The following is a 24,057-nucleotide window of genomic DNA, read 5'->3' on the forward strand; positions in this document are numbered from 1 at the left end:
CTCTTTTCTTCGGACGAGATACGAGATACGAAGTTATGAGTGAGAGCCTCATCCAAAGACGTGTCGACGTGCAGGGATTGAGCACGGCGATTCTCTTGCCGTCGGTGAACCTCTTCGGGGAATCGACCGGTCTCTATGCCGATGAAGTGGGACCGCTCACCAGCGTGGTGGGGATCGGCCTGTTTCAGCGGACGGTGTTGACGCTGCAGCGCGCCGGCATTCGGCAGCTCATGGTCCTGGTCGGGCCGGAGGAAGATCAGCTCAAGCAGGCGTTGGGAAGAGGGCCGCGCGTCACAATCCCTGTGCGCTGGATGCCGATTCGTGAGTTTCCTCTGGACGATCCTCGCACCTGGGAAGCGCTTGCGGCCGAAGTCCATGGCTTCTGCCTTCTGTCGAGCGTGCAGGGGGTCTTTGCGAGCCCCTTGATCGAAAGCCTGCGCCATGAAGTGCAGGAGGGCCAGGCGATCCTCGTGGCACGAGCCGACCGTGAACGAGATCGACAGCCGCAACGGCCTGGTGTGCGCGTGAAGGCGCAGGACGGACGGCTGCTCTCGATCTCCACCAGACAGGACGACGCAAGGCTGGTGGCCACGGATCTGGTGGTGCTTCCGGCCAGTTTTATGAGTAGTGCCAGCCGCATCGGCGTGGAAACCGGCAGGGTGCCGATTCGCCGATGGCTCGAACGGGCTGCGGTGGATGGACATGTGCGGGTGCTGTCCACGGAGACGAACCCTGCTCATTGGTATCAGGATGTGCGCGATGCCGCCGATGTAAAGGCGGCAGAGAAACAGCTGTTCAATTCCCTCAAGGGCGAGTTTGAGGGTTTCGTCGACCGGTTCTTCAATCGGAAAGTCTCCCGCTGGTTCACCCGTCTCTTCCTCGCCCTGGGCCTCTCACCGAACCCGATTACGATGCTGGCGACGTTGGTTGGATTGGTCGCCGCCGTCGGCTTTGGCGTTGGAACGTACAGCGCCGGCATTATTGCCGCGCTGCTGTTTCAATTGGCTGCGATCATCGATTGCTGCGATGGAGAAGTCGCGCGATTGACCTTTACCGAATCGCCCTTCGGAGCCTGGCTCGATATTGCGATGGACAATGTCGTGCATATGGCGATCTTTGCCGGCATCGCTGTGGGCTCGTACCTACGCGTGGCAGGAAGCGAAGGCGCATGGGTTCCTCTTGCCCTCGGTGCGGCTGCAGTTCTTGGCAATGGACTCTCGTTCTGGCTCGTCACCCGCGCACAGAAGATCAAAGTCGCGAGTGCCTGGAAGACACCGGCGCAGGCTGCCTGGTCGGACTTCATGCTCAAGAACGTGGCGAGCCGTGATTTCTCCGTGATCGTGCTGCTCTTTGCCCTGCTGAGCAAGCTCGATTGGTTCCTCTGGATGGCTGCGATCGGATCCATGGTGTTCTCCCTCTTGATGCTCTGGGTCATCAGACCGTCCGCCACCACCCGTGGGTAAACTCTTTCTCCTCATCGTTGGCCTCCTTACCCTCGTTCTCATCGTCTGGCATATCGGTCCTGGGAACATCTATGACGCGGCCGCACAGCTTGGGCCGGTTGCGCTCCTCGTCCTGCTGATTCCGTCCGTCATCATGTATGTGATCGAAGCCTACGGATGGAAAGTGACGCTGGGTCCCTCGGCGAAGGCGATTCCCTTCTGGCGGGTGCTTGCAATTCGAACGGCTGGTGAGGTGGTGAACATGACCACACCGAGCGCCTATGTCGGGGGCGAGCCGCTCAAGGCCTATCTGCTCAAGAAGCATAACGTGCCGATGGTGGAAGGGCTGGCCTCGGTCATCATTGCCAAAACGACGATGACGATCGCGGAAGTGCTGTTCATCCTGCTCGGTATTGCGTTGGGTGTGTGGCTGTTGGGAGGGAACGATTCATCCGGCCAGACCGTGGCAGCCGCGCTCCTGAGCGTGGGGCTGCTGGCCTTCGGGACTGCGGCCTTTGTGTTCGTGCAGCGGCAAGGGCTCTTTACCTGGCTCTTGGGGTTTTTGCGGAAGATCGGGCTGAAGATTGCCTATCTGGAAGCGCGTGAAGAACAGTTGCGGTCGCTGGATCGAACGATCTTGAGTTTTTACCGGGACAACCGTCCGGCCTTTTATGCCTCCACCGGGCTCTTCTTGTTGGGCTGGCTGTCCGAGGCCTTGGAAGTGTACGTCATCCTCTATTTTCTCGGCGGTCCCGCCATGGCTCTCTCCGCCATCTCCATCGGCGCCCTCTCCGTCTTCATCAAAGGCGGCACCTTCTTCATCCCCGGCAGCCTCGGCGCCCAAGATGGCGGCAATTTATTGCTCCTCAAGGCCTTCGGCTACAGCGACGTCACCGGCATCACCTTCGCGTTGCTTCGGCGCTTCCGCGAGCTGGTCTGGATTGGACTGGGCCTGCTCTGTCTGACCTTCGTCGGCGGACGTTCGGTGGCGACTCAGGAGGATATCACTCAGGACCCAAGAAACGGCTCCTGACACAGTTCCTCTCTTTCCCAACTCTCCGTCGGCTGACTTTACCTCGTTGACAGGAGGTGCTATTTCTAAGGCCTGCTCAATCGTGGCGGTATAGGGGGGGAGGTCTACGGATGGTCAAAAGATTGGTCAAGCACGGTAATAGTCTCGCCCTCGTAATCGATCGCCCACTCCTCGACTTATTGCACATTGATGCGGAGACTTTCCTCGACGTTCAGATCGACGGAAAGAGCTTAGTCGTGATGCCAGTGCAGGCTGATGATCGCAAGAATAAATTTCTACAGGCGCTAGAAAGCGCAAACCGTAAATACGGAAGAGCATTGAAGAAGCTGGCGGAGTAAACGATCAATCTGCTGCGGCGGTTACCGGAACTGGTGCGGGTTGGATTGGGATTGCTCTGTCTAGAACGAGTTGGCGAAGCAGAGCCCTCGCGTTGATCCCATGCTCACGGAATGTGAGGGGAGTCGCCAGACCATCCTTCTTGCTCGCGGAACGCGCACGATCAGAATGTGCTCGTTCGACGCGCGCAGTGAAGGACAGTCTGGCAACTCCCCCTAACAGAGGTACAGGGAGGGCCTCGCACAGGCGACTTTGCGAACTGGTTTGGGTTGGACTAGGCGTACTCTTTCTGGCTCTCATCAGCGGAGGTTCAGTGGCAACTCAGGATGGTAGCATTCACGAGTCAGGAAATCGTTCCTGACGCATTCCCCTCTCCTTCGTTTCGAGATGAGCTGTTTCAGATTCGATCTATTTCAATCTATGCGGATGGATAGAATGGGAAGGCGTGTTTACTGATTTAATCAGCGTTTGATATTTTCTCGTATTGCAACAAAGCATACAGATATGAACATGAATGCCATTGCTAGGGCAGGGTACTTATTTGTCTGAAATGAGTACTCATTTCCTCGTAACCACGAGTACAGAGCTTCAAAAATGGTGTCTGCGCTTAGTATGAGAAGAACCACGATGAGGAAGACGCCCATGAAGACTTCCATGCTTAGGAGGACACGACCGCCAGCTGACTTAATATTATTTGTCTTACAGAACTGGTCGAACAGTTCAATGAGTCTTTCGAGATTATGCACATGAAATGACATGGGTTATTGTTTTGTCGAAGAGTCAGCGCGAAGAGCCAGAATTAATTCGAGAGCTAGCCAGGCCATGCCACATATCCCGAGCAAAGCTTCTCCACGAGAGAAGAAGGTTGATGCTGATTTGCCTGCTTCGATGAATTGGAGAATAAACCATCCAAGGCCGGATAGTGTGAGAGTGATTCCTGTACCGTAGAATAAGGCGAGCTCGGGATATATCTTGCTAGTTGATATCCGAAGAAGAGAATCGCCGCCTAGCACGCTCTTGTTAATCTTTGTGTCTCGCGCAGGGACAAGTTTCTCCAAGACTGTCGACCGAATATCGTGTTGGATTGACCCGCGTGCAGCTAGTATCAAAATGGCTGGCACTGAAAGCATTCCGAGGGTGTTTCTCGTGTCAGAGCCCCGCAGAGATTGCTCCAGCACAGCACTGTAAATTTCCGAGGTGCCTGTAGGAACGTCGTAGAGATCCTCAGTCATTGTTGCAGCGCTTTGGCATGTGTCTTTAAACACGAGTGCCTGGCCAGGGTTGAACAAGGAATGGAATGGCGGAAAGGTTACGGTGTAGTGTACGGGTTTAGTTTGTGTATCGGCTCCCTCATGGTATGAACGGATAGGGAGCACTCTTAAAATTTCAAGACGTTCTGCCTCATTTGTTTCAGGTGCGAAAAGGTCTTGCCACTCTTCAGCGCCTGTATTCGCTGAAACGGGAAGCCATCTTCGGTTACTTGGGCGAAGTAAGGCCGCATGTCCTGTCGCCTGATTCACGCAGTGTCTCCCTTTTCCGCTATCTCGCTACCTAGATCGATTAGCTCCCGAAAAATTTCCGATAGCTTGCCCTGTGGCAGCTCGCCTGAAAATTCCAAGTCTGTGTTGATATCCATTTCTAAGCTGCAAAATGTTTCCTGATGAGATGCAACGTTTTGTTGGGTTGCCGCCTCGAGCCCAACTAACTTGATAGTCCCAACTGACCATTTTGACAGCCGATTGATCTTCAGTCCGGGAATTCCTCTCTTTGACATTCTTGGCCGATTTATCTGATACAAGAAATCTGATGATCCTTCCACATCAACTTCAACAAATGGCAGGTGGGAAGCCATATTTCGGTAACCTGTTTTCACATCTGTGACAGGCTGCCAGAGGATTGCCCCGAAAGCCATTCGTTTTAAGGGAGGGCAAGATTTTGCAGACAGCCAGGCATGCGTAATCTTGGAGAACTTTTCCAGAGATTCAGGGAAAAGCCCTATGAGTGGAAGCTGTTCGACGTTCTCTCCAGTAACATCTGGGGAGTTGAACGTCCAATCGATTCGGCCTGAATGTATGGCTAGCGAAAGTTTCCCGTTTTCGAAAGGAGCTGTTTCTTGGCGAACCAAAGCTTTCTGTAGTTTTGTTTCAGCTGGCTGCCCAACAATTTCTTCCCACCATGCAGGGTCGGAAATTTTCAGAGGCGAAACCGTAAAAGCCGTTAGTCTTAGATTTGCAGCTTGCCAGGATGTCATTGGTCAATTACCTACAATAGGCACTCCCCATCTTATGCTGCATTCTATCGAATCAGGTGGCGTTTTTCGCTATAAAAAAAGGATTCAAATCCCATGGGTTAGCCTCGCTGTTCGATCCTGTCTGGGGGATGGGGGCTGAGTGATCTTCCACTGCGCGCGTCCAACGAGGGCCTTCGGAGGCCGCGCGTTGCGCGAGCACAGAAGATCATCAGCTTCCATCCCCTCCTTCGCTCCGGGAGCAAAGGACCGATAGGGGTGTCCGCCCGTCTCTTTGTGTTAGGATGCCGCGCATGTTGGCGTTAAAACTGGTGCTTTGGGGATTTCTTGCCATTCTCGGTGCCGTTGCGCTTGCCTTTGTGACGGGTCTCGTTAATCCCCACGAAAAAGTGAATGGGCTCTGGCTGGTTGTCGCTGCGGCCTGCATCTATGTGCTGGCCTTTCGCTTCTATGGCCGTTGGATTTCGCAGCGGGTGGTTGAGCTGAACGATCAGCGGGTTACGCCGGCGGTGCGGTTGAACGACGGTGTCAATTTTCATCCCACCAATAAATACGTCCTGTTCGGTCATCACTTTGCGGCAATTGCCGGAGCTGGGCCGTTGCTGGGGCCAGTCCTGGCGGCGCAGTTCGGATTCTTGCCCGGCTTTCTCTGGTTGGTGATTGGGGCTGTGTTGGGCGGCGCGGTGCAGGACTTCATCATCCTGGTGGCCTCGATGAGACGGAATGGCCGCTCCCTCCCTGAAATTGCGCGCGATGAACTGGGCCTTGTCACCGGCACCGCGACGGCAGTGGCGGTGCTCTTCATCGTGGTGGTCGCGCTGGCAGGGCTGGGCTTTGCCGTGGTGAATGCGCTTTATCGCAATGCCTGGGGCACCTTCACGATTGCGATGACGATTCCCATCGGCTTCATCATGGGCTTCTACCTTCAAAAGTTCCGGCCTGGTCAAGTGGCAGAGGTCTCCCTGATCGGTGTGGTGCTGTTGGTCGCGGCGGTGATCTTCGGACGGGTAGTCGCCCAGTCTTCTCTTGCTGGTTGGTTCGAGTTCGAGCGTACGACGTTGGTGTTGGTGCTGGCCGGCTATGGGTTTCTCGCTTCTGTCTTGCCTGGCTGGATGCTCCTGGTTCCCCGCGGTTATCTCTCCACCTTCATGAAGCTTGGCGTAGTGGCCTTGCTGGGAGTGGGCGTAGTGCTCATGGCGCCGACGATCGAGATGCCGCGCGTGACCATCTTCGCCAGCGGAGGCGGGCCAATTATTCCCGGCACGCTCTTCCCCTTTCTCTTTATCACCATTGCCTGCGGAGCCGTGTCGGGCTTTCACTCGCTGGTTTCTTCCGGGACGACGCCGAAGATGATCGAGCAGGAATCCCAGGCCACGGTCGGTTATGGGGCGATGTTGCTGGAAAGTTTTGTCGGTGTGATGGCGCTCATCGCCGCCTCGGTATTGATTCCCGGTGATTATCTGGCGATCAATACGATGCTCTCGCCTGACGCGCTGACTGCGATGGGCTTTCCGGTCTTGCGGATTCAGGAACTCTCGCAACTGGTCGAGGCGGATGTGGCGGGCCGGCCTGGCGGGGCCGTGTCGCTGGCGGTCGGGATGGCCTCCATCTTTTCTGCGCTCCCCGGGATGTCCGGCTTGATGGCCTACTGGTATCAGTTTGCCCTGGTGTTCGAGGCCCTGTTCATTCTGACGACGATCGATACAGGCACGCGCGTGGGGCGCTATCTCATTCAGGAGATGGGAGGGCGGTTCTATGCCCCCCTGCGGCGGATGAATTGGTGGCCCGGTGTGGTGGTGAGCAGCGGGTTGATCGTGGGGGCTTGGGCCTATCTCATCGGCACCGGTAGCATCTCGACGCTTTGGCCGATGTTCGGCGCCGCGAATCAGTTGCTCGGCACTCTGGCCCTCTGTATCGGGACGACGGTGCTCATCAAGATGCGTAAGGCGCAATATCTCTGGATCACGGCGTTGCCGATGTTGTTTGTCGGGACCGTCACCTTGATGGGGTCCTATGAGATGTTCGGGATGTTTGTGGCCAAGGCCTCGTCTCTTACCGATAGCGGACAGGCCTTTGCTTTGTATCTGGACGCAGGGCTCGTCGCGGTGGTGGCCTTGCTCGCAGTGATCGTCTTGGGCGATAGTATCGTGCAGTGGTATGGCTATGTGGTCTTGAAGCGGCCCTTCACCAGCAGTGAAGTGGTGGTGATGGCCGGTGGGAGTTCGCCGGGAAGACTGCAGACGACGATTCATCATGATGAATCGCAGCGGTTGCAATTCCCCGGTGGGGGTTGCTGTTAAGGGGCGGGAGGGAGCGGCCAGGTGCCCTTCTTGCTCGCGGAACGCGCACACTCGGACGGTGCTCGTTCGACGCGCGCAGTGAAGGGCAGCCTCGGCCACTCCCCTATGGTGATGTATAGAGAGTTGGAGGGGCCTCGTTGGACGCGTGCAGTGGGAGATCAAGCAGGTCACCCCTTAGGCTGTCGAGGAAAGTTTCTTGTGGGAAATAAAATGATTGAAGTCAGACGAGGAGGGGATCGTGGCTGAGCAATATTCGTTCGATGTGGTGTCGGAAGTGGATATGCAAGAGATGAAGAATGTCGTCGATCAGGCGTCGAAGGAGGTCAAGCAGCGTTTCGACTTCAAGGACTCGAAGACGGAAATCACCTTGAAGGAGAAAGAGAAGGAACTGTCCTTGGTCTCCGACGATGAATATAAACTCAATGCGGTGATCGACATCATCAAGGCTAAGTGCGTGAAGCGCGGGGTTTCGCTGAAAGCGTTTGACTATGGGACCATCGAAGCGGCGCTAGGCGGGACGGTGCGCCAGGTGGCGAAGATTCAAAGCGGCATCGCAGCAGACAAGGCGAAAGAGGTGACGAAGGCCATCAAGGAGTCCAAGCTGAAAGTGCAGGCGCAGATTCAGGGCGAGCAAGTGCGCGTGCTGAGCAAGAGCAAGGACGATCTCCAAGCGGCCATGGCATTTCTCAAGGGGCAGGATTTTGAGATTGATCTGCAGTTCACCAACTACCGCTGATCCAGGATGCTGAAACAGGTCACCAGCTGCGTTCTCGGTCGATCAAGCGCCTCAACGTGCAGGCAGCACGCCTCGGCGCTTGATCTCCCTGCGGCCTTGCTGGATGACCTGTTTGAGCATCCTGGATAGATCCTGCACCGTTCAATACATGACACACGTCCTTGCCCTTCTGCTTCTTTTCGCTGCAACCCTCGCGGGCTGTAATCGCAGCGATGCGATTGTGGTGATCCAGCTTCATCCGAAGAATCCCGACATCATCTACGTCGCGACGAACGACTATATCTATAAGACGCGCGATGGAGGCCGGACCTGGACGAATCTGTCTCAGGGCATGAGCCATTCCCGCGTGATCTCGATGGCGCTCGATCCCGTCTATCCGGCGACGGTGTATGCCGGTACGAAGGGCGATGCGGTGTACAAGAGTTACGATGGCGGGCAGCGTTGGGTTTCGCAACGATCCGGTCTGGACGATGTGACGGTGTCTTCTGTGGTCAACCAATTTGTCTTCGATCCGGCAGACAATCTGCATCTATTCGCCGCGACGACGATGGGGGTGTTTGAAACCAAGAACGCCGGCGACAGTTGGACTAAGCGCATGGAGGGCATGAAGGAAGTGCTGATGGTGGTGACGCTTGGCTTGGACCCCACGAGGCCTGAGATTCTCTATGCCGGCACGAGCGGTGGTGTCTATAAATCGCCTGATCAAGGGGGGCATTGGGAGAAGGCGAACAACGGACTCGTGTCCCCCGCTATCATCAAATCGTCACGCGCGTTGAATGTGACGGCAACTCTCGTCGACCCCTATGAGCCGGACACGGTCTATGCCGCGACGCTCGAAGGGCTCTATAAGTCGACGGATGCGGCGGCATCGTGGGTGCGCATCGCCCAATCGCTGCACGATCAGATGCTGTTCTCGATGGTCTTGGATCGGACGAGAAAAGGTGTGATGTATCTGGGTGGCAGGGAAGGCATTCACCGGAGCGAAGATGGCGGGGGCACCTGGACGACGCTGAATAAGGGGTTGGCAACGCTGAATGTGCGGTCCCTCGCGCAGAGTGCCATTGATCCGAAGCTGTTTTATCTTGGGACGAACGGGAGCGGCTTGTATCGTAGTCAGGATGCGGGCGAGACATGGGAGCCAATGCCGCCGGTGGTTACCGCGCCTTCATCCTGAACGGATGGTGCAGCATGTCGCATGGGGATTGGTCTGTTAGCAGGCTGTTCAGAAAGGTCGTCCAGCAAGGCCGCAGCAAGCGAAGAGGCAAGGCGTACTCTCGGTAGTACGTTGAGCCTCTGCGCGACGCGAGAACGCCGCTGGCGGCCTTTGTCGACAGCCTGTTAGCGGTTTTGCATGCTGGACCCGACAGAGGAGCCTCCCAAGGAAGACCCGACCGAGCTGTCCTGGAGGCTTGAGCCGACGTTCGACGATCCGAGGCTTGATCCGATTGACGAATCGGAAATGTTTGAGCCGATGGTTGAACGTTGGAGCGATGAGTTCACTGCCGACGAAGTATCGTTATTGAGCGTCGATTCTCCAATCGAGGGGCCTGCCCGCCCGGTGGCGCCAATCTCAAAGCCGGTTGGGCCGCTTGCGCCTATGTCTGTGCTGCTCTTGGGGGAGGCTCCGATATCCTGACCGGTCCGTCCGCTTTCTGTCTGTGCGCCTGTTCTGGGGGCTTTCCCGATGTTCGGTCCTGCGGCCGGCGCGACGCCGATATCCATTCCGGTCTTGGCGCTTCCCGGGAGCTTGGGGGCGCGAATATCTCTGTCGATCGACTCTTCCAGGTCTCGCATCGTGCGGGTTTCCCGTCCGCTTTCTTCAAATTCGACCTGCTCGCGCCTGTTCGATGCGTCGCTAATTTTCCCAAGTCTGTTCTGGAGAGTTCGGAGGTCGGCTCTTGCCGTCGTCACGGGCGTGATCATATCCCGAAGCATGATGCCTCTCGAGGCCATCGAATAATTCGAGAGTTGCCTCTGTGTGGATTCCAGGAGTTCCGAGACTTCTTCTCCAAGATCTGCAATCCGCTGGAGTTCGTCGGGGTCGGTCTTGCAACAGCTGAGAAACTGTCGATATTCACGCAGAAATGCCGATACGTCGCGCTGTAGATTCTCGATCTTGAAGTCGCGCGGTGCTTTCTCGCTCGTGGCCGCTTCTCCTTCTTGCTCTAACGCCTGGGCTTCTTTCTTCTCAACCAACGGGACACAGCCCGGTCCTTTGGTCGCAGAATATTGTTGATCGGCTTTGCGATCCGGGCACCAATAGACTGGAGATGCCGCTGAGACTGTGGCGGCAGCGATGGCGCTGAGCGTGAGAGCGATTCCTGCCGTGAAGACCGTCACGCAGAGGGGCTTGGCTGTTGTGAGTGAATGCATAAAATCATTCTCAACCCGACTCGAATCCTTGTCAATGAAACCGGCCAACTTTGTGTGCATGGTTACCGCATGACGCCAATGGATTGATCTTGTGTGGACGCACTCCTGAGAGGAGGTGAGCTCACATCGTCGGCCATGCGTGACAGTTCTGCGCGCAGTACTAGGCCATGGCGAGCCGTTTCTCTTGCCAGTTCTTCTTCATTGGAGTGGTAGGTGGGTGACTGTGGCGTGGCAGGGATGTGTGGATGTCACGAGGAGCCAATTTCCTTCCTCCGCGGTGCATCCTGTCTCCAGGAATTCAGTCCAAAACAGAGACCGTTTGCCCCCCGTGAGAGACAAAAGTTAGGGGCCGCCACGTATCTTTCCTTCAAAAATTTCCAGAAAAACCGAGGCCATAAAAGTGATGATTATATACTTTACGAACCCACCACTTCCACCCACTAATATATTCAACGGTTTACGCTGCCATTCTGTCGTTACCTCGGTTCATTGTCCTCAACATTGAGTGAAGAAGCACCACGTTTACCCGTTAGACGCATTTTGGTAGCAATGCCACGGGCAGATACGTTCGTAGCATTTTTTGATTGGTCGTGGCTTCCACCGTTGACAATAGATGGTTGAAAGCGTACTGTACGTGTAAGCATACTGAGTCACCACGAGGCACCTATGAGCAAGGCAGCGGCGATTGAATTTCTCGAAGAGCAATTAATCAATGCCGAAGCAGAGGTTCAGGCTATCAAGCTTTTACTTGCACGGCATAAAGGGATGAGATCGGGTGTGAACCATGCTCCGCAGCCAGCCCCATTGCCACGGCCTTCTACATCTTCTCTATATGAGGAATTTTCAGGTGCGAGTAGGTCCGTGGCAGATTTAGTTCGTCAAGCCCTTGATGAGGCGAACAAGCCTCAAAGGACTGAACAGCTCTTAGCGTTTCTGGCCAGTCATGGCAAGACTGCAACTAGCGCCACACTTAGAAGTGCTATACATCAGTATATCAAAAGGGGTAAGAGGTTCAAGTCAGTTGCCCCAGGACTTTATGGCTTAATAGAATGGGCTTAATAGAATGGGAGGGGAGTAGTTAGCACGGGCTTTATTTCGGCGAAATCTGCGTGAACAGTGCGGGATGACCGCGTTGGCGCAGTGGAATTCCCCACTGCACTCACAAGGAGGAGCCGATGTTTAGAAGAACAAAGGCCCCGAAGCGGTCTAGTACACCGCCTAGGAGCCCAGTTCCGAAGATCCATCACTGGCCATACCCGCTCAGGCGTTAACCAGTAGATAGATGAAGTACCGACTAACTATCTCCCCTCCCTCAAACGTGCGGGTATGGCGGAAGAGGCAGACGCAGCGACCTGAAGTTGCCATCCTGACGAGGATTTGTGGGTTCGAGTCCCACTACCCGCACACAAATGCTATAGAGGCTTGACTGATTTGTCAAGCGTAGTGGGGAGAAGTGGGATGCGTAAGGACGCACTCCTATTGAAGGGACTATGGCCAAAGAGAAACCGATCTCGCTGAAACCGCTGAAATTTGATGAAGCATTGAAGGCCCTACTGGGGTCTACCGCTTCAAAGAAGCCAGTCACCAAGAAACAATCGAAGTCCAAGTCTTCATCGAAGTCCGCTTCCTGACTAGTCACTTATACTGCAACCGCTTTCCCTCTGTGGCCTTCAGCGCCGAAAGATTCCGCACGGCATCATTCGCGGATCTCGCGTTGTAGCGGAAATTGAACTCATCCAAATAGCGATGCAGATGGCGCGGCGACACATGGTGATAGGTGCCGGTGAGCCCGCGCTTGAGCAAGCTGAAATACCCTTCAACCGTATTTGTGCTGGCCTCACCACGCACATATTCTTTCTTGGAATGGTTCACGGTCTGATGGTCAGCAAAGTCTTTCCCGATATTCGTATAGGCCTTGAGTTCGTCCGTCATGAGGGTTGCATTGGCCTCTACGTGCTCCTGAATTGAACGCTTCAGATTGGTGGCGGTCACGATAGGCATAGGGAACGATCGGACGCGTCCACCGCGCTCTACGAGCGCAAATACTGGCGTTTTCCCTGCAATTGGCCCTTTGCCATGGGATTTTCCACCGATATAGGTTTCATCCGCTTCCACGATGCCGCCGAGCTTGTCACCGAACGGGGTTTGCTTCATGGCATGCCGAATCCGATGCGCCATAAACCACGCTGACTTATAGGTGATCTGCAACATGCGATGCAGTTGATGGGCGCTCATGCCCTTCTTCGAGGAGCACATGAGCTGAATAGCCATGAACCACTTCGAAAGGGGAATATGGGAGCCTTGGAAGATGGTCCCCACCGTTGCCGAAAACTGCTTCCGACACTTGCGGCATTTCAGCACGACACGCTTGGCGCTTTTGACGTTGAGCGTGGCAACCTTATCCGCTCCACAATGGACACAACGAGGGCCATCGGGCCAGCGTAGTTTTGACAGATACTCATACGCTGCCTTCTCGTCGTTCAGATGTTTTCCGCTCAGTAGGTTTGCCATATTCGCCCCCGTTTTTGACCTGATTCGAGGGTACTAAAACAGCATGGGTTTGTCAAGTATATAATCGTGATAAAAGTTTCATAAGTACATGAATCTTTTGTTGACAAGTCTTTGAGTGGGTGTATACTCCGGGTTTAGTGGGAGAAAGTGGGTGAGTCTGGTGAGCGTTGATTTATGGAGGTTTTTCGACATCTCCCGGTCATGTCAGAAGAGGTCCTGTTTTGGCTCATTCGAGAGGATAGCCGAGTCTATCTTGACTGTACAGTGGGGTACAGTGGGCATGCTGAAAAGCTTCTTGAATCAAGCAGTTCGAACTCCAGACTTATCGGCCTTGATCGCGATGCGGTCGCCATTGCAGCCAGCCGGGAACGGCTCGTTCGATTCGGCGACCGTGTACACCTCATCCATGGGCACTTTGTGGAACTGAAACAGCATCTTGCTGCCAGTGGCATTAGCCAGGTCGATGGAATTCTGTTCGATCTTGGCGTGTCGTCCCCGCAGTTGGACGAAGCGACTCGTGGGTTTAGTTTTCAGGGGGACGGCCCATTAGACATGCGCATGGATCAATCGAAAAGTGGAACGGCAGCTGACCTGATCAATCAATGGTCGGAAGCGGAAATGGCCGACGTGATTTTTCAATTCGGAGAAGAGCGGTTTTCTCGGCGCATTGCACGTGCCATTGTCAGCGCGCGTGAACGTCGTCCTTTGTCGACGACGAAGGAGTTGGTCTCTGCGATCGAGGGCGCTGTCCCTGCGAGTTATCGGCATGGGCGTCTCCATTGCGCGACCCGTACGTTTCAGGCCATTCGTATTGCCGTTAACCAGGAGCTCGACTGTCTCGAGCCGGCATTGCGCGACGCGGTGGATGTCTTGTCTCCGGGCGGACGTCTTTGCGTGATTTCATTTCATTCGCTCGAAGATCGAATTGTGAAGCATACGTTTCGGGCCCTTTCCGGCAAGGAGGATCCTTTGTTGGAGGTGCTCACGAAGAGACCGCAGGTTGCGACCAAGAAAGAATCAGACAGAAATCCTCGGTCGCGCAGTGCCAAGCTGCGGGCCGCCCAGCGGGTCTCCAAGGAGGGTCATTCATGAAGACGCTCACGATTATCGCCGGTGTGATGTTGGTCTTCGTGTTTGTGTGGGAACGGGTCGATGTCGTTCGGTTGGGTTATCAGATCGAACGATCGAAGAGTCAGAAAATATTGCTGGAGCGGGAGCGGGATCAGCTGCAAGTAAAAGTGTCTTCGCTGGCGGCTCCGGAGCGGATCGCGAAGCTGGCGACGGAGAAGTTGGGGTTAGTTCCGCCGCAGCAGGGGCAAGTGTTGATGGTGCATCAGCCTGGAAGCGCTCCGGGGCTGGCGCGTCCGTCAAGTGAGCCGGTTCGTTTGGCGCGGCATATGGCCGCTGGGGGGGTGAACGAGTGACTGCCGGGCCTTCTCGCGGGCGTCGCTATGTGCTGCTGCTGCTGTTTCTCTGCGGGTTCAGCGTGATTGTGTTTCGATTGGTCACGCTCCAAGTGCTTCAGGCTGCAGAACTCACGGCCAAAGCCGATCGGCAACATCAAAAGACGGTGTCATTCGAAGGCGCGCGAGGCACGGTATCGGATCGGCACGGCAAAGTGCTGGCGATGAATGTGGAGGTGCCGTCCGTGTTCGGTGTCCCTACGTCGTTGGAAAGCCCGGCGACCGTCGCCCGCCATCTTTCTCCGGTGCTCCATATTCGAACTGGTGAGCTGGAGAAGAAGCTGCGCCAAGATAAGAGTTTTGTCTGGTTGGCGAGAAAGCTCGAGCCTGAGCAGGGCCGCCGTCTAGAGCAGATGTCGTTAGATGGGATCGGTGTGGTGATGGAGGGGCGACGGTTCTATCCCAAGGGTCCGTTGCTGGCTCATGTCCTTGGATTTTCCGGAATGGATGGGCAGGGGCTCGAGGGGCTCGAGCGCCGATACGATTCGCAGCTGCATGGGGAGAAGCGCGTGACCGTCCTGCAGCGCGATGCATTGGGGCGCACGGTGTTTCCGAAGGGCGTGACGGAGCAAGTGCCGACACCGGGACATGCTCTGACGCTGACCATCGACGAAGTGATCCAGTACATCGCCGAAAAAGAACTCGAAGAAGCGGTCTTTCATGCCCGTGCGAAGTCCGGGACGATCATTGTCATGGAGCCTCAGACCGGCGCGATTCTCGCGATGGCGGTCAGTCCTCGGTTCGATCCAAACGTCGTCGCCAAGTTGACGCCCGATCGGTGGCGCAATCGTGCGTTGACGGATACGTACGAGCCTGGGTCGACGATGAAAGTCGTCGTGGCGGCCGCGGCGCTTGAGGAAAAGGTGATGACTCCCGGCACGATGGTGTTCGGTGAAAACGGCCATATGGTGATCGCGAACACGACGATTCATGACCATGAAAAACTGGGGTGGATCACGTTTTCTGAAGTGATTCAAAAGTCCAGCAACATCGGTGCGGCTAAAACCGGAATGGCCCTCGGCGATCAGCGGCTCTACCGCTACCTTCAAGGGTTCGGGTTCGGTCAACGGACGGAAATCGATCTCCCTGGTGAAGTGAGCGGACTCTTGAAGGCTCCCAAAGATTGGGGCCGTCGATCGGTGGCGTCAATTTCGATGGGACAGGAAGTCGGGGTGACAGCGCTCCAGATGGTCTCGGCATTGTCGACCCTTGCCAATGGGGGTGTGATGATGAAGCCCTATGTGGTGTCCGAGCTTCGCGATGCGAAGGGTCATGTGCTGAAGGAGGTCCTTCCGCAAGTGAAGCGGCGCGTCGTCTCACCGGACACGGCATGGATGATGACGACGATGATGGAAGGTGTTGTGACGAATGGGACGGGGGCGAAGGCGGCCATTCCCGGATTTCGCGTGGCCGGTAAAACCGGGACCGCGCAAAAAATCGATCCGCGAACCGGCGCCTATTCCTCTACGCAGTTTGTCGGGTCGTTTGTCGGGTATGTGCCGGCGGAGTCTCCACGGTTGGCGATGATTGTGGTCATCGATGAACCTCAGGGCGAGGCCTGGGGCGGGACCGTCGCCGCGCCCGTATTTCGGCGGGTAGGCGAGCAGGTGCTCAATTATCTTGGCGTGTCCAGGGAGGACACGGTGAAGATCGCATTGGCGGCAAGGGACAACTAAGAGGCTATGGCGCGAGATCTTCTCACTGTCACGCAGTTGCTCGCAGCCCTCCATGGGCATGTTGAGATTCAGGAGCAGCGAGGCGATGTGAATCGTCCGGTGCATGGGATCGTGGACGATTCGCGGGCCGTGACCGGTGGGAGCCTTTTTGTTGCCGTCAAGGGTGAGCGCGTTGATGGGCACGATTTTGTCGAGCAGGCGATCAGGGCCGGAGCTGGTGCGGTGATTGTGCAGGCGGCCGTGGCATCCGGGTCGGTGCCGTTCGTGCGGGTGGCTGATTCGCGCAAGGCGCTCGGTCTTCTCGGCAGCCGGTTTTATGGCGATCCCTCCGCCCGTCTGAAGATGATTGGCGTGACCGGCACGAACGGGAAGACGACGACCACCTACATTTGCAAATCGCTCCTGGAAGGGATCGGTCGACGGGTGGGGTTGATCGGCACGGTGGGATATCAGATCGGGCAGGAGATATTCCCTGCTTCTCACACGACGCCAGGCGCGCTCGACCTACAGCAGTTGTTGGCGAAGATGGTCGAGGCTGGGCTCAATGCCGCAGTCATGGAAGTGTCGTCCCATGCCCTCGCGCTAGACCGGACCTCGGGCTGCGAGTATGACGTGGCGGTCTTTACGAACCTTACGCAGGATCACCTCGATTTTCATCATACGATGGACGAGTATTATGAGGCGAAGTTGCGACTGTTCACGGGATTGGCCGGAGGGCAGAAAGTCGGGAAGCGCGCCATCGTCAATTTGGACGACCCTCGTGGACAGGCGATCCAGGCGGCTTGTCCCGTGCCGGTTTGGGGTTATGCCATTCAGAATCAGGCCGATCTCAAGGCGGAACGAGTGCGTCTTTCGCTTGCCGGGACGACCTTCACCGCGGCCACTCCGAGCGGAACGTTCAAGGTCGAAAGCCGGTTGGTCGGAGAGCACAACGTGTACAACTTGCTGGCGGCGATCGGCGTGGCGTTGCACGACGGGGCCACGATCGATCAAATCCGCGAGGCAACGGCACATATCGCCAATGTCCCGGGACGATTCGAGCGGGTCTCTTCCGGGCAAGACTTTACTGTCGTCGTCGACTATGCCCATACGGACGATGCACTCGTTCGGCTACTCACGGCAGCGCAGGCCTTGAAGACTGATCGAATCATTACGGTATTCGGCTGTGGTGGTGATCGGGACCGGGGGAAGCGGCCCAAGATGGGGCGTGCCGCCGTGGAATACAGCGATGTGGTGGTGCTGACGTCCGATAACCCTCGAACCGAAGACCCGATGGCGATCCTCCGCGAAGTCGAGGTCGGCGTGCGCGAGGCGCTCGTGCACCGTAGCCATGTGCAATATCGCTTGGTGCCCGACCGCCGTGAGGCGATCGGCGCAGCCATTCGTGAGGCGCATCGTGGCGATATGGTGCTCATTGCCGGTAAGGGGCATGAAGACTATCAAATTGTCGGCACCAAGAAGTTTCATTTTGACGATCGTGAGGTGGCTCGCGAAGCGATTCAGCAATTGCAGGATTGCGCGTGAAAGTCCAGGCCACGATCGAGGGCGCACAGGATGAGGAATTAATGGGACTCTTTACGGTCGAGGAATTACGAGAAGTCATCAGCGTGAAAGTCCTTGCGGGACAGGACTCGTCATCGGGCAAGCGCCCGATCAGACAGATTACGACGGATTCGCGATCCATTCGCCGCGGCGATCTCTTTGTCGCGCTCAGGGGCGAGCAATTCGACGGCCATGATTTTGTCCCGGCCGTCCTTGCGCAAGGCGCGGCTGGAGCGATCGTGCATGATGAGTATCGCCTTCCGCCAAGTTCTGCAGCGGTTCGACGAATCGAGGGACGGCCTGCGCCATTTCTCTTCGGCGTGCGCGATCCGCTGTTTGCCTACCAGCAGTTGGCGACGCATCATCGCAGCCGGTTCAATATTCCCGTCGTGGCGGTGACTGGAAGCAACGGCAAGACGACGACGAAAGAGATGGTGGCGGCGGTCTTGGCGCAACGGTGGCCGGTGTTGAAGACCGAGGGGAATTTCAATAATCGGATCGGCGTGCCCTTTACCCTGTTTCGACTGACGGCTCGCCATCAAGCGGCTGTGATTGAGATGGGTGTGGATCAGCAGGGGCAGACGACGAGGCTCTGCGAAATCGTCAGGCCCACGATCGGACTCATCACCAATATCGGCCCCGATCACCTCGAGTTCTTCGGCAGCATGGAAGGATCGGCGCAGGCCAAGGCGGAACTGTTGGACCAGCTTCCGGCCGATGGCACGGCGATTTTGAACGCAGACGACCCCTACTTCGACTATCTCGCATCGCGGGCGCAATGCCGAGTGATGTCGTTTGGATTTTCGGAAATGGCCGATGTCCGTGCAAGCGGGGTCACGTCCGATGTTCGCCAGGGCACGACCTTTCGCTTGCACCTCCCTGGAAAGAGCCGTCCCGTGACTGCACGAATCAAGGTGCATGGAACGCACAACGTGACCAATGCGCTTGCCGCCGCCGCGGTGGGTGCGGCGTTGAACCTGTCCGGTTCGATGATTGTCCAGGGACTCGGTCGATTCCGTCCTGCCGCGATGCGATCGCAGGTGGTGACCCATCATGGCGTTCATATTATCAACGATTGCTACAATGCCAATCCTGCTTCGATGAAAGCCGCACTTCAGTTGCTGGCACAGTGGAGCCCGGCGCGTGAACGGATTGCCGTGCTGGGAGACATGCTCGAACTCGGATCTGAGACAGGCCAGCTGCATCGGGAGGTTGGACAGTTTCTTGCCACGCAGGGGCTGTCGCGGTTGATCGTCTGTGGCCCCTTGGGTCGGAAGATCGCGGATGGGGCCAGGCAGGGCGGGATGGCAGGTTCGCAGATCGACGAAGTAGCCGATGCGGGAGCCGCTGCTGATTTCCTCAAGAAGACCGTGAGGCAGGGCGATGTGGTGTTAGTGAAGGCCTCCCGCGGCATGAAGATGGAGCAGGTGGTGCAGGTATTGACGGGGATGAGGGCGGTTATCAAACAGGCGTCGTAAGAAGTCGGCGTCCATTTTGGTAAGAGTCGGTCAGGCAGATAAGTCTCTTTTAAGGTAAAGACGGCATGCTCTATAACTGGCTGTATCCGCTTCATACGGACTATTCGTTCCTAAACGTGTTTCGCTATCTGAGCTTCCGGATCATCTATGCGGCCGTGACCGCGTTCTTGATCGCCTTTGTGCTGGCTCCCTGGGTGATCAGGAAGTTACAGGAAATTAAGCTCGGTCAGCAGATCCGCAACGACGGTCCCAAGAGTCACCTGGCGAAGAGCGGGACACCCACCATGGGCGGGATCCTCATCCTTTTCGCGGTGGTCCTCTCGACGCTGCTCTGGGCGGATATCGCGAAGCCCTACGTCTGGCTGGTGCTCGCGGCCACGCTGGGGTTCGGGGCGATCGGATTTGCCGACGACTATCTCAAGTTCATCAAGTCACAATCGAAGGGGCTGTCGGTGGGGCAGAAGTTCACGGCGCAAGTGGCGGTGGCCTTGGGGATTGCGTTGGTCCTCTATTTCCTGCCTGGTTATACCACCAAGCTCAGTATTCCATTTTTCAAGAATGTCGTGCCGGATCTCGGCTGGCTCTATATCGGCTTTGCCGTGTTGGTCATTGTCGGGAGTTCCAATGCGGTCAATCTGACTGATGGTCTCGATGGGCTCGCGATCGGGCCTGTCATGATTGCGGCGCTGGCCTATACAATTGTGGCCTATGTCGCGGGCCATCGATTGATGTCGGACTATCTGCTGATTCAGCACATCGAAGGGGCCGGCGAACTGGCGGTCTTTACCGCTTCGATCCTGGGGGCGAGTCTGGGATTCCTCTGGTTCAATACCTACCCGGCTACCGTGTTCATGGGGGATGTCGGATCACTTCCGCTGGGAGCGGCGTTGGGCACGGTTGCAGTGATCAGTAAGCACGAGTTGCTGCTGTTGATGGTCGGCGGCGTGTTTGTGATCGAAGCGGTCTCGGTGATTTTCCAGGTCATCTCGTTCAAGTCGCGCGGGAAACGTATTTTTCTCATGGCGCCCATCCATCATCACTTTGAGATGAAAGGGTGGGAGGAGCCCAAGGTTGTGGTGCGTTTGTGGATCATCGCCATCCTGTTGGCCTTATTGAGTTTGAGCACCTTGAAACTCCGGTGATGGCATGGTGGGAGTAACAGCAGTGGAACTTGCGGGCGCACGTGTCACGGTCATGGGACTTGCCAGAAGCGGCGTGGCGGCTTGCCGGCTGCTGCAGTTGGCGGGCGCGCGCGTGACGGTAGCCGATCGCAAGGAGTCGGTGGAGCTGACGGCGATTCTGGGGAGCATCGACCGAGATCACGTCGCGGTGACGGTCGGGGCGCGGTACGAATCCTCGCTCGATGAGGCGGACCTAGTGGTGATCAGTCCCGGTGTACCTTATCGGCTCGCCTCATTGGAAGCGGTGCGTCGTCGCGGGGTGAAGGTGATCAGCGAATTGGAGCTGGCCTCGCAGTTCTTCCGGAGCCCGCTTCTGGCGATTACCGGAACCAACGGTAAGAGCACGACCGTGACCTTGATCGGTAAGTTTCTCGCCGAGAGTGGCAAGCGCGCGTTTGTCGGAGGCAATTTGGGCACCGCCTTGAGCGAAGCGGCGGTAGAAGATCTTCGTGCCAGCCAGGCAGGAAAGCCGAGTCCGTTCGACTACCTCGTCGTGGAAGTTTCCAGCTTCCAGTTGGAAACGGTCGATCGATTCCATCCCTGGATCGCCGCCCTGCTCAACGTGACGGTCGACCATCAGGATCGATATGAGTCGCTGGATGAATATGTCGCGGCGAAGCAGCGGATCTTCGAGAATCAAACCGCGTCCGATTTTGCCCTGTTCAACCTCGACGATGACCGTGTGGCATCGTTACGACAGCAAGTCCAGGCAAAGCGGTTGGGGTTTACGAAGGCCTCGACGATTGGTGCCGATCTGGATGGGGGTACGTTTCTCGACGGCGACCGGATCGTGACGACCGTGACCGGTGTGCGGCAGGAGATTTGTCGCCGAAGCGAGATCCGCATCATCGGCAACCATAACGTGGAGAACGTGATGGCGGCCGCGACCTATGCGGTGCTGTGCGGCTGTCCGCTCGACGCGATTCGTCGCGTCCTCATGACGTTTCCCGGCCTCGAACATGCGCTTGAAATTGTGCGTGAGCGCCGGGGGGTCCGGTTTGTGAACGACTCGAAGGGCACGAATGTCGATGCGACGCTCAAAGCGCTGGAGAGTATCGATCAGCCGATTTGGCTCATTGCGGGAGGACGGGATAAGGGCGGGGACTTTTCTCGATTGGCTCAGGCGGTCGGTCGGCGGGTGAAGCGTGTAATTCTGATCGGAGAAGCGGCGCCACTGATGCGGCGGGCTTGGGAAGGCGTCGCCACGATGACCGAGGCGGCCACGCTACGGGAGGCTGTGAATTGTGCGGCACAGGGGGCCTCGCAGGGAGACGTCGTCTTGTTGTCTCCGGCCTGCGCCAGCTTCGACATGTTTGCCGACTATCAAGACCGTGGGCATCAATTCAAGGCATTGGTTCATGCCTTACCGGCGTGACGTGCCAGGCGAGGGAGGGGCGGTTCTGAGCAATGGCGCATCGATCAGCGGGGACTTTGGCCCTGCCATGGTCCCAGACCAGCCAACGATCGGGTACGAAGCGGGTGTCGGCGGACTACACCCTGCTTGCGGTCACGATGACCTTGGCGTTGGTGGGGCTGGTCATGGTGTTCAGCGCGAGCGCCATCGTGGCGGGCAACCGCTTTCAGGATCCCGGGTTTTTTCTGAAGCGGCAGGTCGCCTGGCTCGCGTTCGGCTTGCTGCTGATGCACCTCACGTCGCGGATCGATTACCCGCTGTGGAAGAAGCTCTCCATTCCCATGTTGTTCGGCATGCTGCTGCTGCTCGTCATGGTGCTGGTGCCGGGGTTGGGTGTGGCGGCCAAAGGGGCACGGCGCTGGTTGCGGTTGGGGCCGATTTCGATGCAGCCGGCGGAAATGGTCAAGCTTGTCACGGTCATCTATATCGCGGCGTATCTGACCAAAAAAGGGGACAAGATTACGTCGTTTCGCGAGGGGCTGTTGCCGGCCTTGATCGTGCTCGGACTCCTGAGCGGACTGGTATTGCTGGAACCGGACCTTGGAACGGTCGTCGTGCTTGGACTGGTGACGGTCGGGATGTGTTTTCTCGCGGGCGCGCGCGTCTCCCATCTATTGACGCTCGGCCTCTGTGCGATCCCGGTCGTCTTGGTGCTGGTCCTTGGGTCCAGTTATCGGCGCCAACGGCTCATGACCTTTTTGGCTCCCTGGAAGGATGCGGGGGACGCCGGATTTCAAATTACGCAATCGTTCTTGGCCTTTGGCAGCGGTGGCCCATTCGGCGTGGGGTTGGGAGAGGGCAAGCAGAAGCTCTACTTCCTTCCGGAAGCCCATACGGACTTTGTGCTGGCGCTGGTCGGCGAAGAACTGGGCCTTGTCGGGACCGTTACCGTCATTCTTCTCTTTGCAGTATTTGTCTGGCGGGGGTTTCAGATCGCCACGCGAGCGCGGGTGCCCTTTGGCCGCTATTTAGGGATGGGGATCACCCTGCTGATCGGAGGCCAGGCTTTAGTGAATGCGGCGGTGGTAACCGGGCTTCTGCCGACGAAGGGACTGACGTTACCGTTCGTCAGTTACGGGGGCTCGTCGCTCGTCGTCAGTCTGATCGGCGTCGGAGTGCTGCTCAGTATTTCACGAGATCGACATGCCGGCGGGTCTCGCAGTGGGTCGGATCACGAATGACGATCGTCATTGCAGCAGGAGGAACCGGTGGCCATTTGTATCCGGCCGTGGCGTTGGCAAGGGAGTTTCTCCGGCGCGATCCCACGATCAAGGTGTTGTTTGTCGGGACCACGCGGGGACTCGAATCGAAAGTGCTGGCTCACGAGGGATTCGATCTGGCCTTGATCAGTGCCAAGCCGGTCATGGGCAAGGGGCTGTTCGGGGCGATGACAGGCTTGTGCGCGTTGCCGAAAAGTTTGTGGCAGTGCCTGAGACTGTTGCGAGCGAGAGGGGCTGATCTGGTGATCGGAATCGGCGGCTATACGAGTCCGATGGTGCTGCTTGCTGCCGCAATGATCGGGGTGCCACGCGTGATTCTTGAACCGAATGCGAATCCTGGGATGGCAAACAAGGCAGTCGGGCCGCTCGCACAACGGGTCTTTCTCGCGTTCGAATCGGCAGCTGACTCGTTTACTCGTTCGAAGGTGCGGGTGGTGGGGACTCCGATTCGTCAGGCATTTCTGGATGGAGTTCAGCAGAGCCAGGAGAGATCGGGACCCTTTCATGTGCTGATTTTCGGCGGGAGTCAGGGGGCAAAGGCGATGAATACTGCAGTGATAGAAGGATTGCCCGAACTCATGACGCAGTTGCCCACTCTCACGGTGACCCATCAGACCGGCGAGTCCGACCATGCACGAGTGGCTGAGGCTTACCGCCGTGCCGGCATCGTCGCGGAGGTGACGCCATTTCTCTATGACATGCCTGCGGCATTGCGCCAGGCGGATCTCGTTGTTGCGAGAGCCGGCGCCATGACGGTGGCGGAGCTCACGACATGCGGCAAGCCGGCCATTCTCATTCCGCTGCCGACCGCCATTTACGACCACCAGATGCGGAATGCCAAGGTGATGGAAGCAGCCGGGGCCGCAGTGGTCCTCCCGCAAGCTGCGCTCACAGGCGCCCTGCTTGCTCGCACAGTGGTGGCGATTCTTGGAGATCCTGAACGAGTACGGGTCATGGGAACGGCAAGTATGGCGATGAGGAAAATCGATGCGGCCGAGGTCATCGTCCGCGAATGCTATGCACTCATGGAGGGCCATCATGATGTCAACCGGTCTGGTGGAGCGGCAGGAGTTTAATGGTGCAGGGCAACGTCGGCAGGAACAA

The 24,057-nt window shown here is 57.0% G+C and carries 20 protein-coding genes and 1 pseudogene; 17 read left to right on the plus strand and 4 right to left on the minus strand.

Features of this window, described 5'->3' with window-relative positions:
• Positions 1-35: 35 nt before the first annotated feature.
• The 3 genes from Q7U76_17345 to Q7U76_17355 all read left to right on the plus strand — a co-directional run bounded on the left by Q7U76_17345 (position 36) and on the right by Q7U76_17355 (position 2,813).
• Positions 36-1,463, plus strand: coding sequence for a CDP-alcohol phosphatidyltransferase family protein (locus Q7U76_17345; GenBank protein ID MDO8358145.1), 1,428 nt, complete (start codon positions 36-38; stop codon positions 1,461-1,463).
• Positions 1,456-2,475, plus strand: a complete 1,020-nt coding sequence (locus tag Q7U76_17350; protein ID MDO8358146.1) for a lysylphosphatidylglycerol synthase transmembrane domain-containing protein — start codon at positions 1,456-1,458, stop codon at positions 2,473-2,475. Before Q7U76_17345 ends, Q7U76_17350 begins: the two co-directional genes overlap by 8 nt.
• Before the next feature lie 110 nt (positions 2,476-2,585).
• Positions 2,586-2,813, plus strand: a complete 228-nt coding sequence (locus Q7U76_17355) for an AbrB/MazE/SpoVT family DNA-binding domain-containing protein (protein ID MDO8358147.1) — start codon at positions 2,586-2,588, stop codon at positions 2,811-2,813.
• Between the two features lie 759 nt (positions 2,814-3,572).
• On the opposite strand, the gene Q7U76_17360 is transcribed toward Q7U76_17355, so the two are convergent.
• Together Q7U76_17360 and Q7U76_17365 are read right to left on the minus strand one after the other, a co-directional pair.
• Positions 3,573-4,331 carry a hypothetical protein gene (locus Q7U76_17360; protein MDO8358148.1) on the minus strand — a complete coding sequence of 253 codons (759 nt, stop codon included), beginning with the start codon at positions 4,329-4,331 and terminating at the stop codon, positions 3,573-3,575.
• Positions 4,328-5,062, minus strand: coding sequence for a hypothetical protein (locus Q7U76_17365; GenBank protein MDO8358149.1), 735 nt, complete (start codon positions 5,060-5,062; stop codon positions 4,328-4,330). Before Q7U76_17365 ends, Q7U76_17360 begins: the two co-directional genes overlap by 4 nt.
• A gap of 290 nt (positions 5,063-5,352) precedes the next feature.
• Here Q7U76_17365 and Q7U76_17370 point away from each other — a divergent pair, with 290 nt between their 5' ends.
• From Q7U76_17370 to Q7U76_17380, 3 genes are all read left to right on the plus strand, one after another.
• The gene (locus tag Q7U76_17370) at positions 5,353-7,359 is read left to right on the plus strand and encodes a carbon starvation CstA family protein (GenBank protein ID MDO8358150.1); all 2,007 of its coding nucleotides are present in this window, start codon (positions 5,353-5,355) and stop codon (positions 7,357-7,359) included.
• Between the two features lie 238 nt (positions 7,360-7,597).
• A complete protein-coding gene (locus Q7U76_17375; protein ID MDO8358151.1) occupies positions 7,598-8,095 on the plus strand; it encodes a YajQ family cyclic di-GMP-binding protein in 498 nt (165 codons plus the stop codon).
• 148 nt (positions 8,096-8,243) lie between these two features.
• Entirely contained in the window at positions 8,244-9,269 is a 1,026-nt protein-coding gene (locus Q7U76_17380) for a hypothetical protein (protein MDO8358152.1), read from the plus strand.
• A gap of 164 nt (positions 9,270-9,433) precedes the next feature.
• On the opposite strand, the gene Q7U76_17385 is transcribed toward Q7U76_17380, so the two are convergent.
• Positions 9,434-10,468 (minus strand): hypothetical protein, encoded by a 1,035-nt coding sequence (locus Q7U76_17385; GenBank protein MDO8358153.1) that lies wholly within the window; start codon positions 10,466-10,468, stop codon positions 9,434-9,436.
• A gap of 666 nt (positions 10,469-11,134) precedes the next feature.
• Here Q7U76_17385 and Q7U76_17390 point away from each other — a divergent pair.
• On the plus strand, positions 11,135-11,527 hold the full coding sequence (locus Q7U76_17390; protein ID MDO8358154.1) for a hypothetical protein: 393 nt from the start codon (positions 11,135-11,137) through the stop codon (positions 11,525-11,527).
• Positions 11,528-11,788: 261 nt separating this feature from the next.
• A pseudogene (locus tag Q7U76_17395) lies at positions 11,789-11,872 on the plus strand.
• A gap of 231 nt (positions 11,873-12,103) precedes the next feature.
• On the opposite strand, the gene Q7U76_17400 reads toward Q7U76_17395, so the two are convergent.
• Positions 12,104-12,979, minus strand: coding sequence for an IS1595 family transposase (locus Q7U76_17400; GenBank protein MDO8358155.1), 876 nt, complete (start codon positions 12,977-12,979; stop codon positions 12,104-12,106).
• A 174-nt stretch (positions 12,980-13,153) separates the two neighbouring features.
• Between Q7U76_17400 and rsmH the strand changes: the two genes are divergently transcribed.
• From rsmH to murG, 9 genes are all read left to right on the plus strand, one after another.
• On the plus strand, positions 13,154-14,071 hold the full coding sequence (gene rsmH, locus Q7U76_17405; GenBank protein MDO8358156.1) for a 16S rRNA (cytosine(1402)-N(4))-methyltransferase RsmH: 918 nt from the start codon (positions 13,154-13,156) through the stop codon (positions 14,069-14,071).
• Positions 14,068-14,403 carry a cell division protein FtsL gene (ftsL, locus tag Q7U76_17410; GenBank protein ID MDO8358157.1) on the plus strand — a complete coding sequence of 112 codons (336 nt, stop codon included), beginning with the start codon at positions 14,068-14,070 and terminating at the stop codon, positions 14,401-14,403. Before rsmH ends, ftsL begins: the two co-directional genes overlap by 4 nt.
• Positions 14,400-16,118 carry a penicillin-binding protein 2 gene (locus Q7U76_17415; GenBank protein ID MDO8358158.1) on the plus strand — a complete coding sequence of 573 codons (1,719 nt, stop codon included), beginning with the start codon at positions 14,400-14,402 and terminating at the stop codon, positions 16,116-16,118. Before ftsL ends, Q7U76_17415 begins: the two co-directional genes overlap by 4 nt.
• 6 nt (positions 16,119-16,124) lie before the next feature.
• Positions 16,125-17,642 carry a UDP-N-acetylmuramoyl-L-alanyl-D-glutamate--2,6-diaminopimelate ligase gene (locus Q7U76_17420; protein MDO8358159.1) on the plus strand — a complete coding sequence of 506 codons (1,518 nt, stop codon included), beginning with the start codon at positions 16,125-16,127 and terminating at the stop codon, positions 17,640-17,642.
• Positions 17,639-19,138, plus strand: coding sequence for a UDP-N-acetylmuramoyl-tripeptide--D-alanyl-D-alanine ligase (gene murF, locus Q7U76_17425; GenBank protein MDO8358160.1), 1,500 nt, complete (start codon positions 17,639-17,641; stop codon positions 19,136-19,138). The genes Q7U76_17420 and murF overlap by 4 nt, the downstream gene beginning before the upstream one ends.
• Before the next feature lie 65 nt (positions 19,139-19,203).
• Positions 19,204-20,280: a phospho-N-acetylmuramoyl-pentapeptide-transferase gene (gene mraY / locus Q7U76_17430; GenBank protein ID MDO8358161.1), complete on the plus strand. Its 1,077-nt coding sequence runs from the start codon at positions 19,204-19,206 to the stop codon at positions 20,278-20,280.
• 4 nt (positions 20,281-20,284) lie between these two features.
• The gene (gene murD / locus Q7U76_17435; protein ID MDO8358162.1) at positions 20,285-21,694 is read left to right on the plus strand and encodes a UDP-N-acetylmuramoyl-L-alanine--D-glutamate ligase; all 1,410 of its coding nucleotides are present in this window, start codon (positions 20,285-20,287) and stop codon (positions 21,692-21,694) included.
• A 32-nt stretch (positions 21,695-21,726) separates the two neighbouring features.
• Positions 21,727-22,914 (plus strand): putative lipid II flippase FtsW, encoded by a 1,188-nt coding sequence (gene ftsW / locus Q7U76_17440; protein MDO8358163.1) that lies wholly within the window; start codon positions 21,727-21,729, stop codon positions 22,912-22,914.
• Positions 22,911-24,029: an undecaprenyldiphospho-muramoylpentapeptide beta-N-acetylglucosaminyltransferase gene (gene murG / locus Q7U76_17445; GenBank protein ID MDO8358164.1), complete on the plus strand. Its 1,119-nt coding sequence runs from the start codon at positions 22,911-22,913 to the stop codon at positions 24,027-24,029. The genes ftsW and murG overlap by 4 nt, the downstream gene beginning before the upstream one ends.
• The last annotated feature ends 28 nt before the right edge of the window (positions 24,030-24,057 follow it).

This window comes from Nitrospirota bacterium (assembly GCA_030645475.1).
Lineage (GTDB): Bacteria > Nitrospirota > Nitrospiria > Nitrospirales > Nitrospiraceae > Palsa-1315.

Coding starts and splice junctions, on each gene's coding strand:
- Q7U76_17345 (MDO8358145.1), top strand. CDS start 36: ATGAGTGAGAGCCTCATCCAAAGACGTGTCGACGTGCAGGGATTGAGC.
- Q7U76_17355 (MDO8358147.1), top strand. CDS start 2,586: ATGGTCAAAAGATTGGTCAAGCACGGTAATAGTCTCGCCCTCGTAATC.
- Q7U76_17365 (MDO8358149.1), bottom strand. CDS start 5,062: ATGACATCCTGGCAAGCTGCAAATCTAAGACTAACGGCTTTTACGGTT.
- Q7U76_17370 (MDO8358150.1), top strand. CDS start 5,353: ATGTTGGCGTTAAAACTGGTGCTTTGGGGATTTCTTGCCATTCTCGGT.
- Q7U76_17380 (MDO8358152.1), top strand. CDS start 8,244: ATGACACACGTCCTTGCCCTTCTGCTTCTTTTCGCTGCAACCCTCGCG.
- Q7U76_17385 (MDO8358153.1), bottom strand. CDS start 10,468: ATGCATTCACTCACAACAGCCAAGCCCCTCTGCGTGACGGTCTTCACG.
- Q7U76_17390 (MDO8358154.1), top strand. CDS start 11,135: ATGAGCAAGGCAGCGGCGATTGAATTTCTCGAAGAGCAATTAATCAAT.
- Q7U76_17400 (MDO8358155.1), bottom strand. CDS start 12,979: ATGGCAAACCTACTGAGCGGAAAACATCTGAACGACGAGAAGGCAGCG.
- rsmH (MDO8358156.1), top strand. CDS start 13,154: ATGGAGGTTTTTCGACATCTCCCGGTCATGTCAGAAGAGGTCCTGTTT.
- ftsL (MDO8358157.1), top strand. CDS start 14,068: ATGAAGACGCTCACGATTATCGCCGGTGTGATGTTGGTCTTCGTGTTT.
- Q7U76_17420 (MDO8358159.1), top strand. CDS start 16,125: ATGGCGCGAGATCTTCTCACTGTCACGCAGTTGCTCGCAGCCCTCCAT.
- mraY (MDO8358161.1), top strand. CDS start 19,204: ATGCTCTATAACTGGCTGTATCCGCTTCATACGGACTATTCGTTCCTA.
- murD (MDO8358162.1), top strand. CDS start 20,285: ATGGTGGGAGTAACAGCAGTGGAACTTGCGGGCGCACGTGTCACGGTC.
- ftsW (MDO8358163.1), top strand. CDS start 21,727: ATGGCGCATCGATCAGCGGGGACTTTGGCCCTGCCATGGTCCCAGACC.
- murG (MDO8358164.1), top strand. CDS start 22,911: ATGACGATCGTCATTGCAGCAGGAGGAACCGGTGGCCATTTGTATCCG.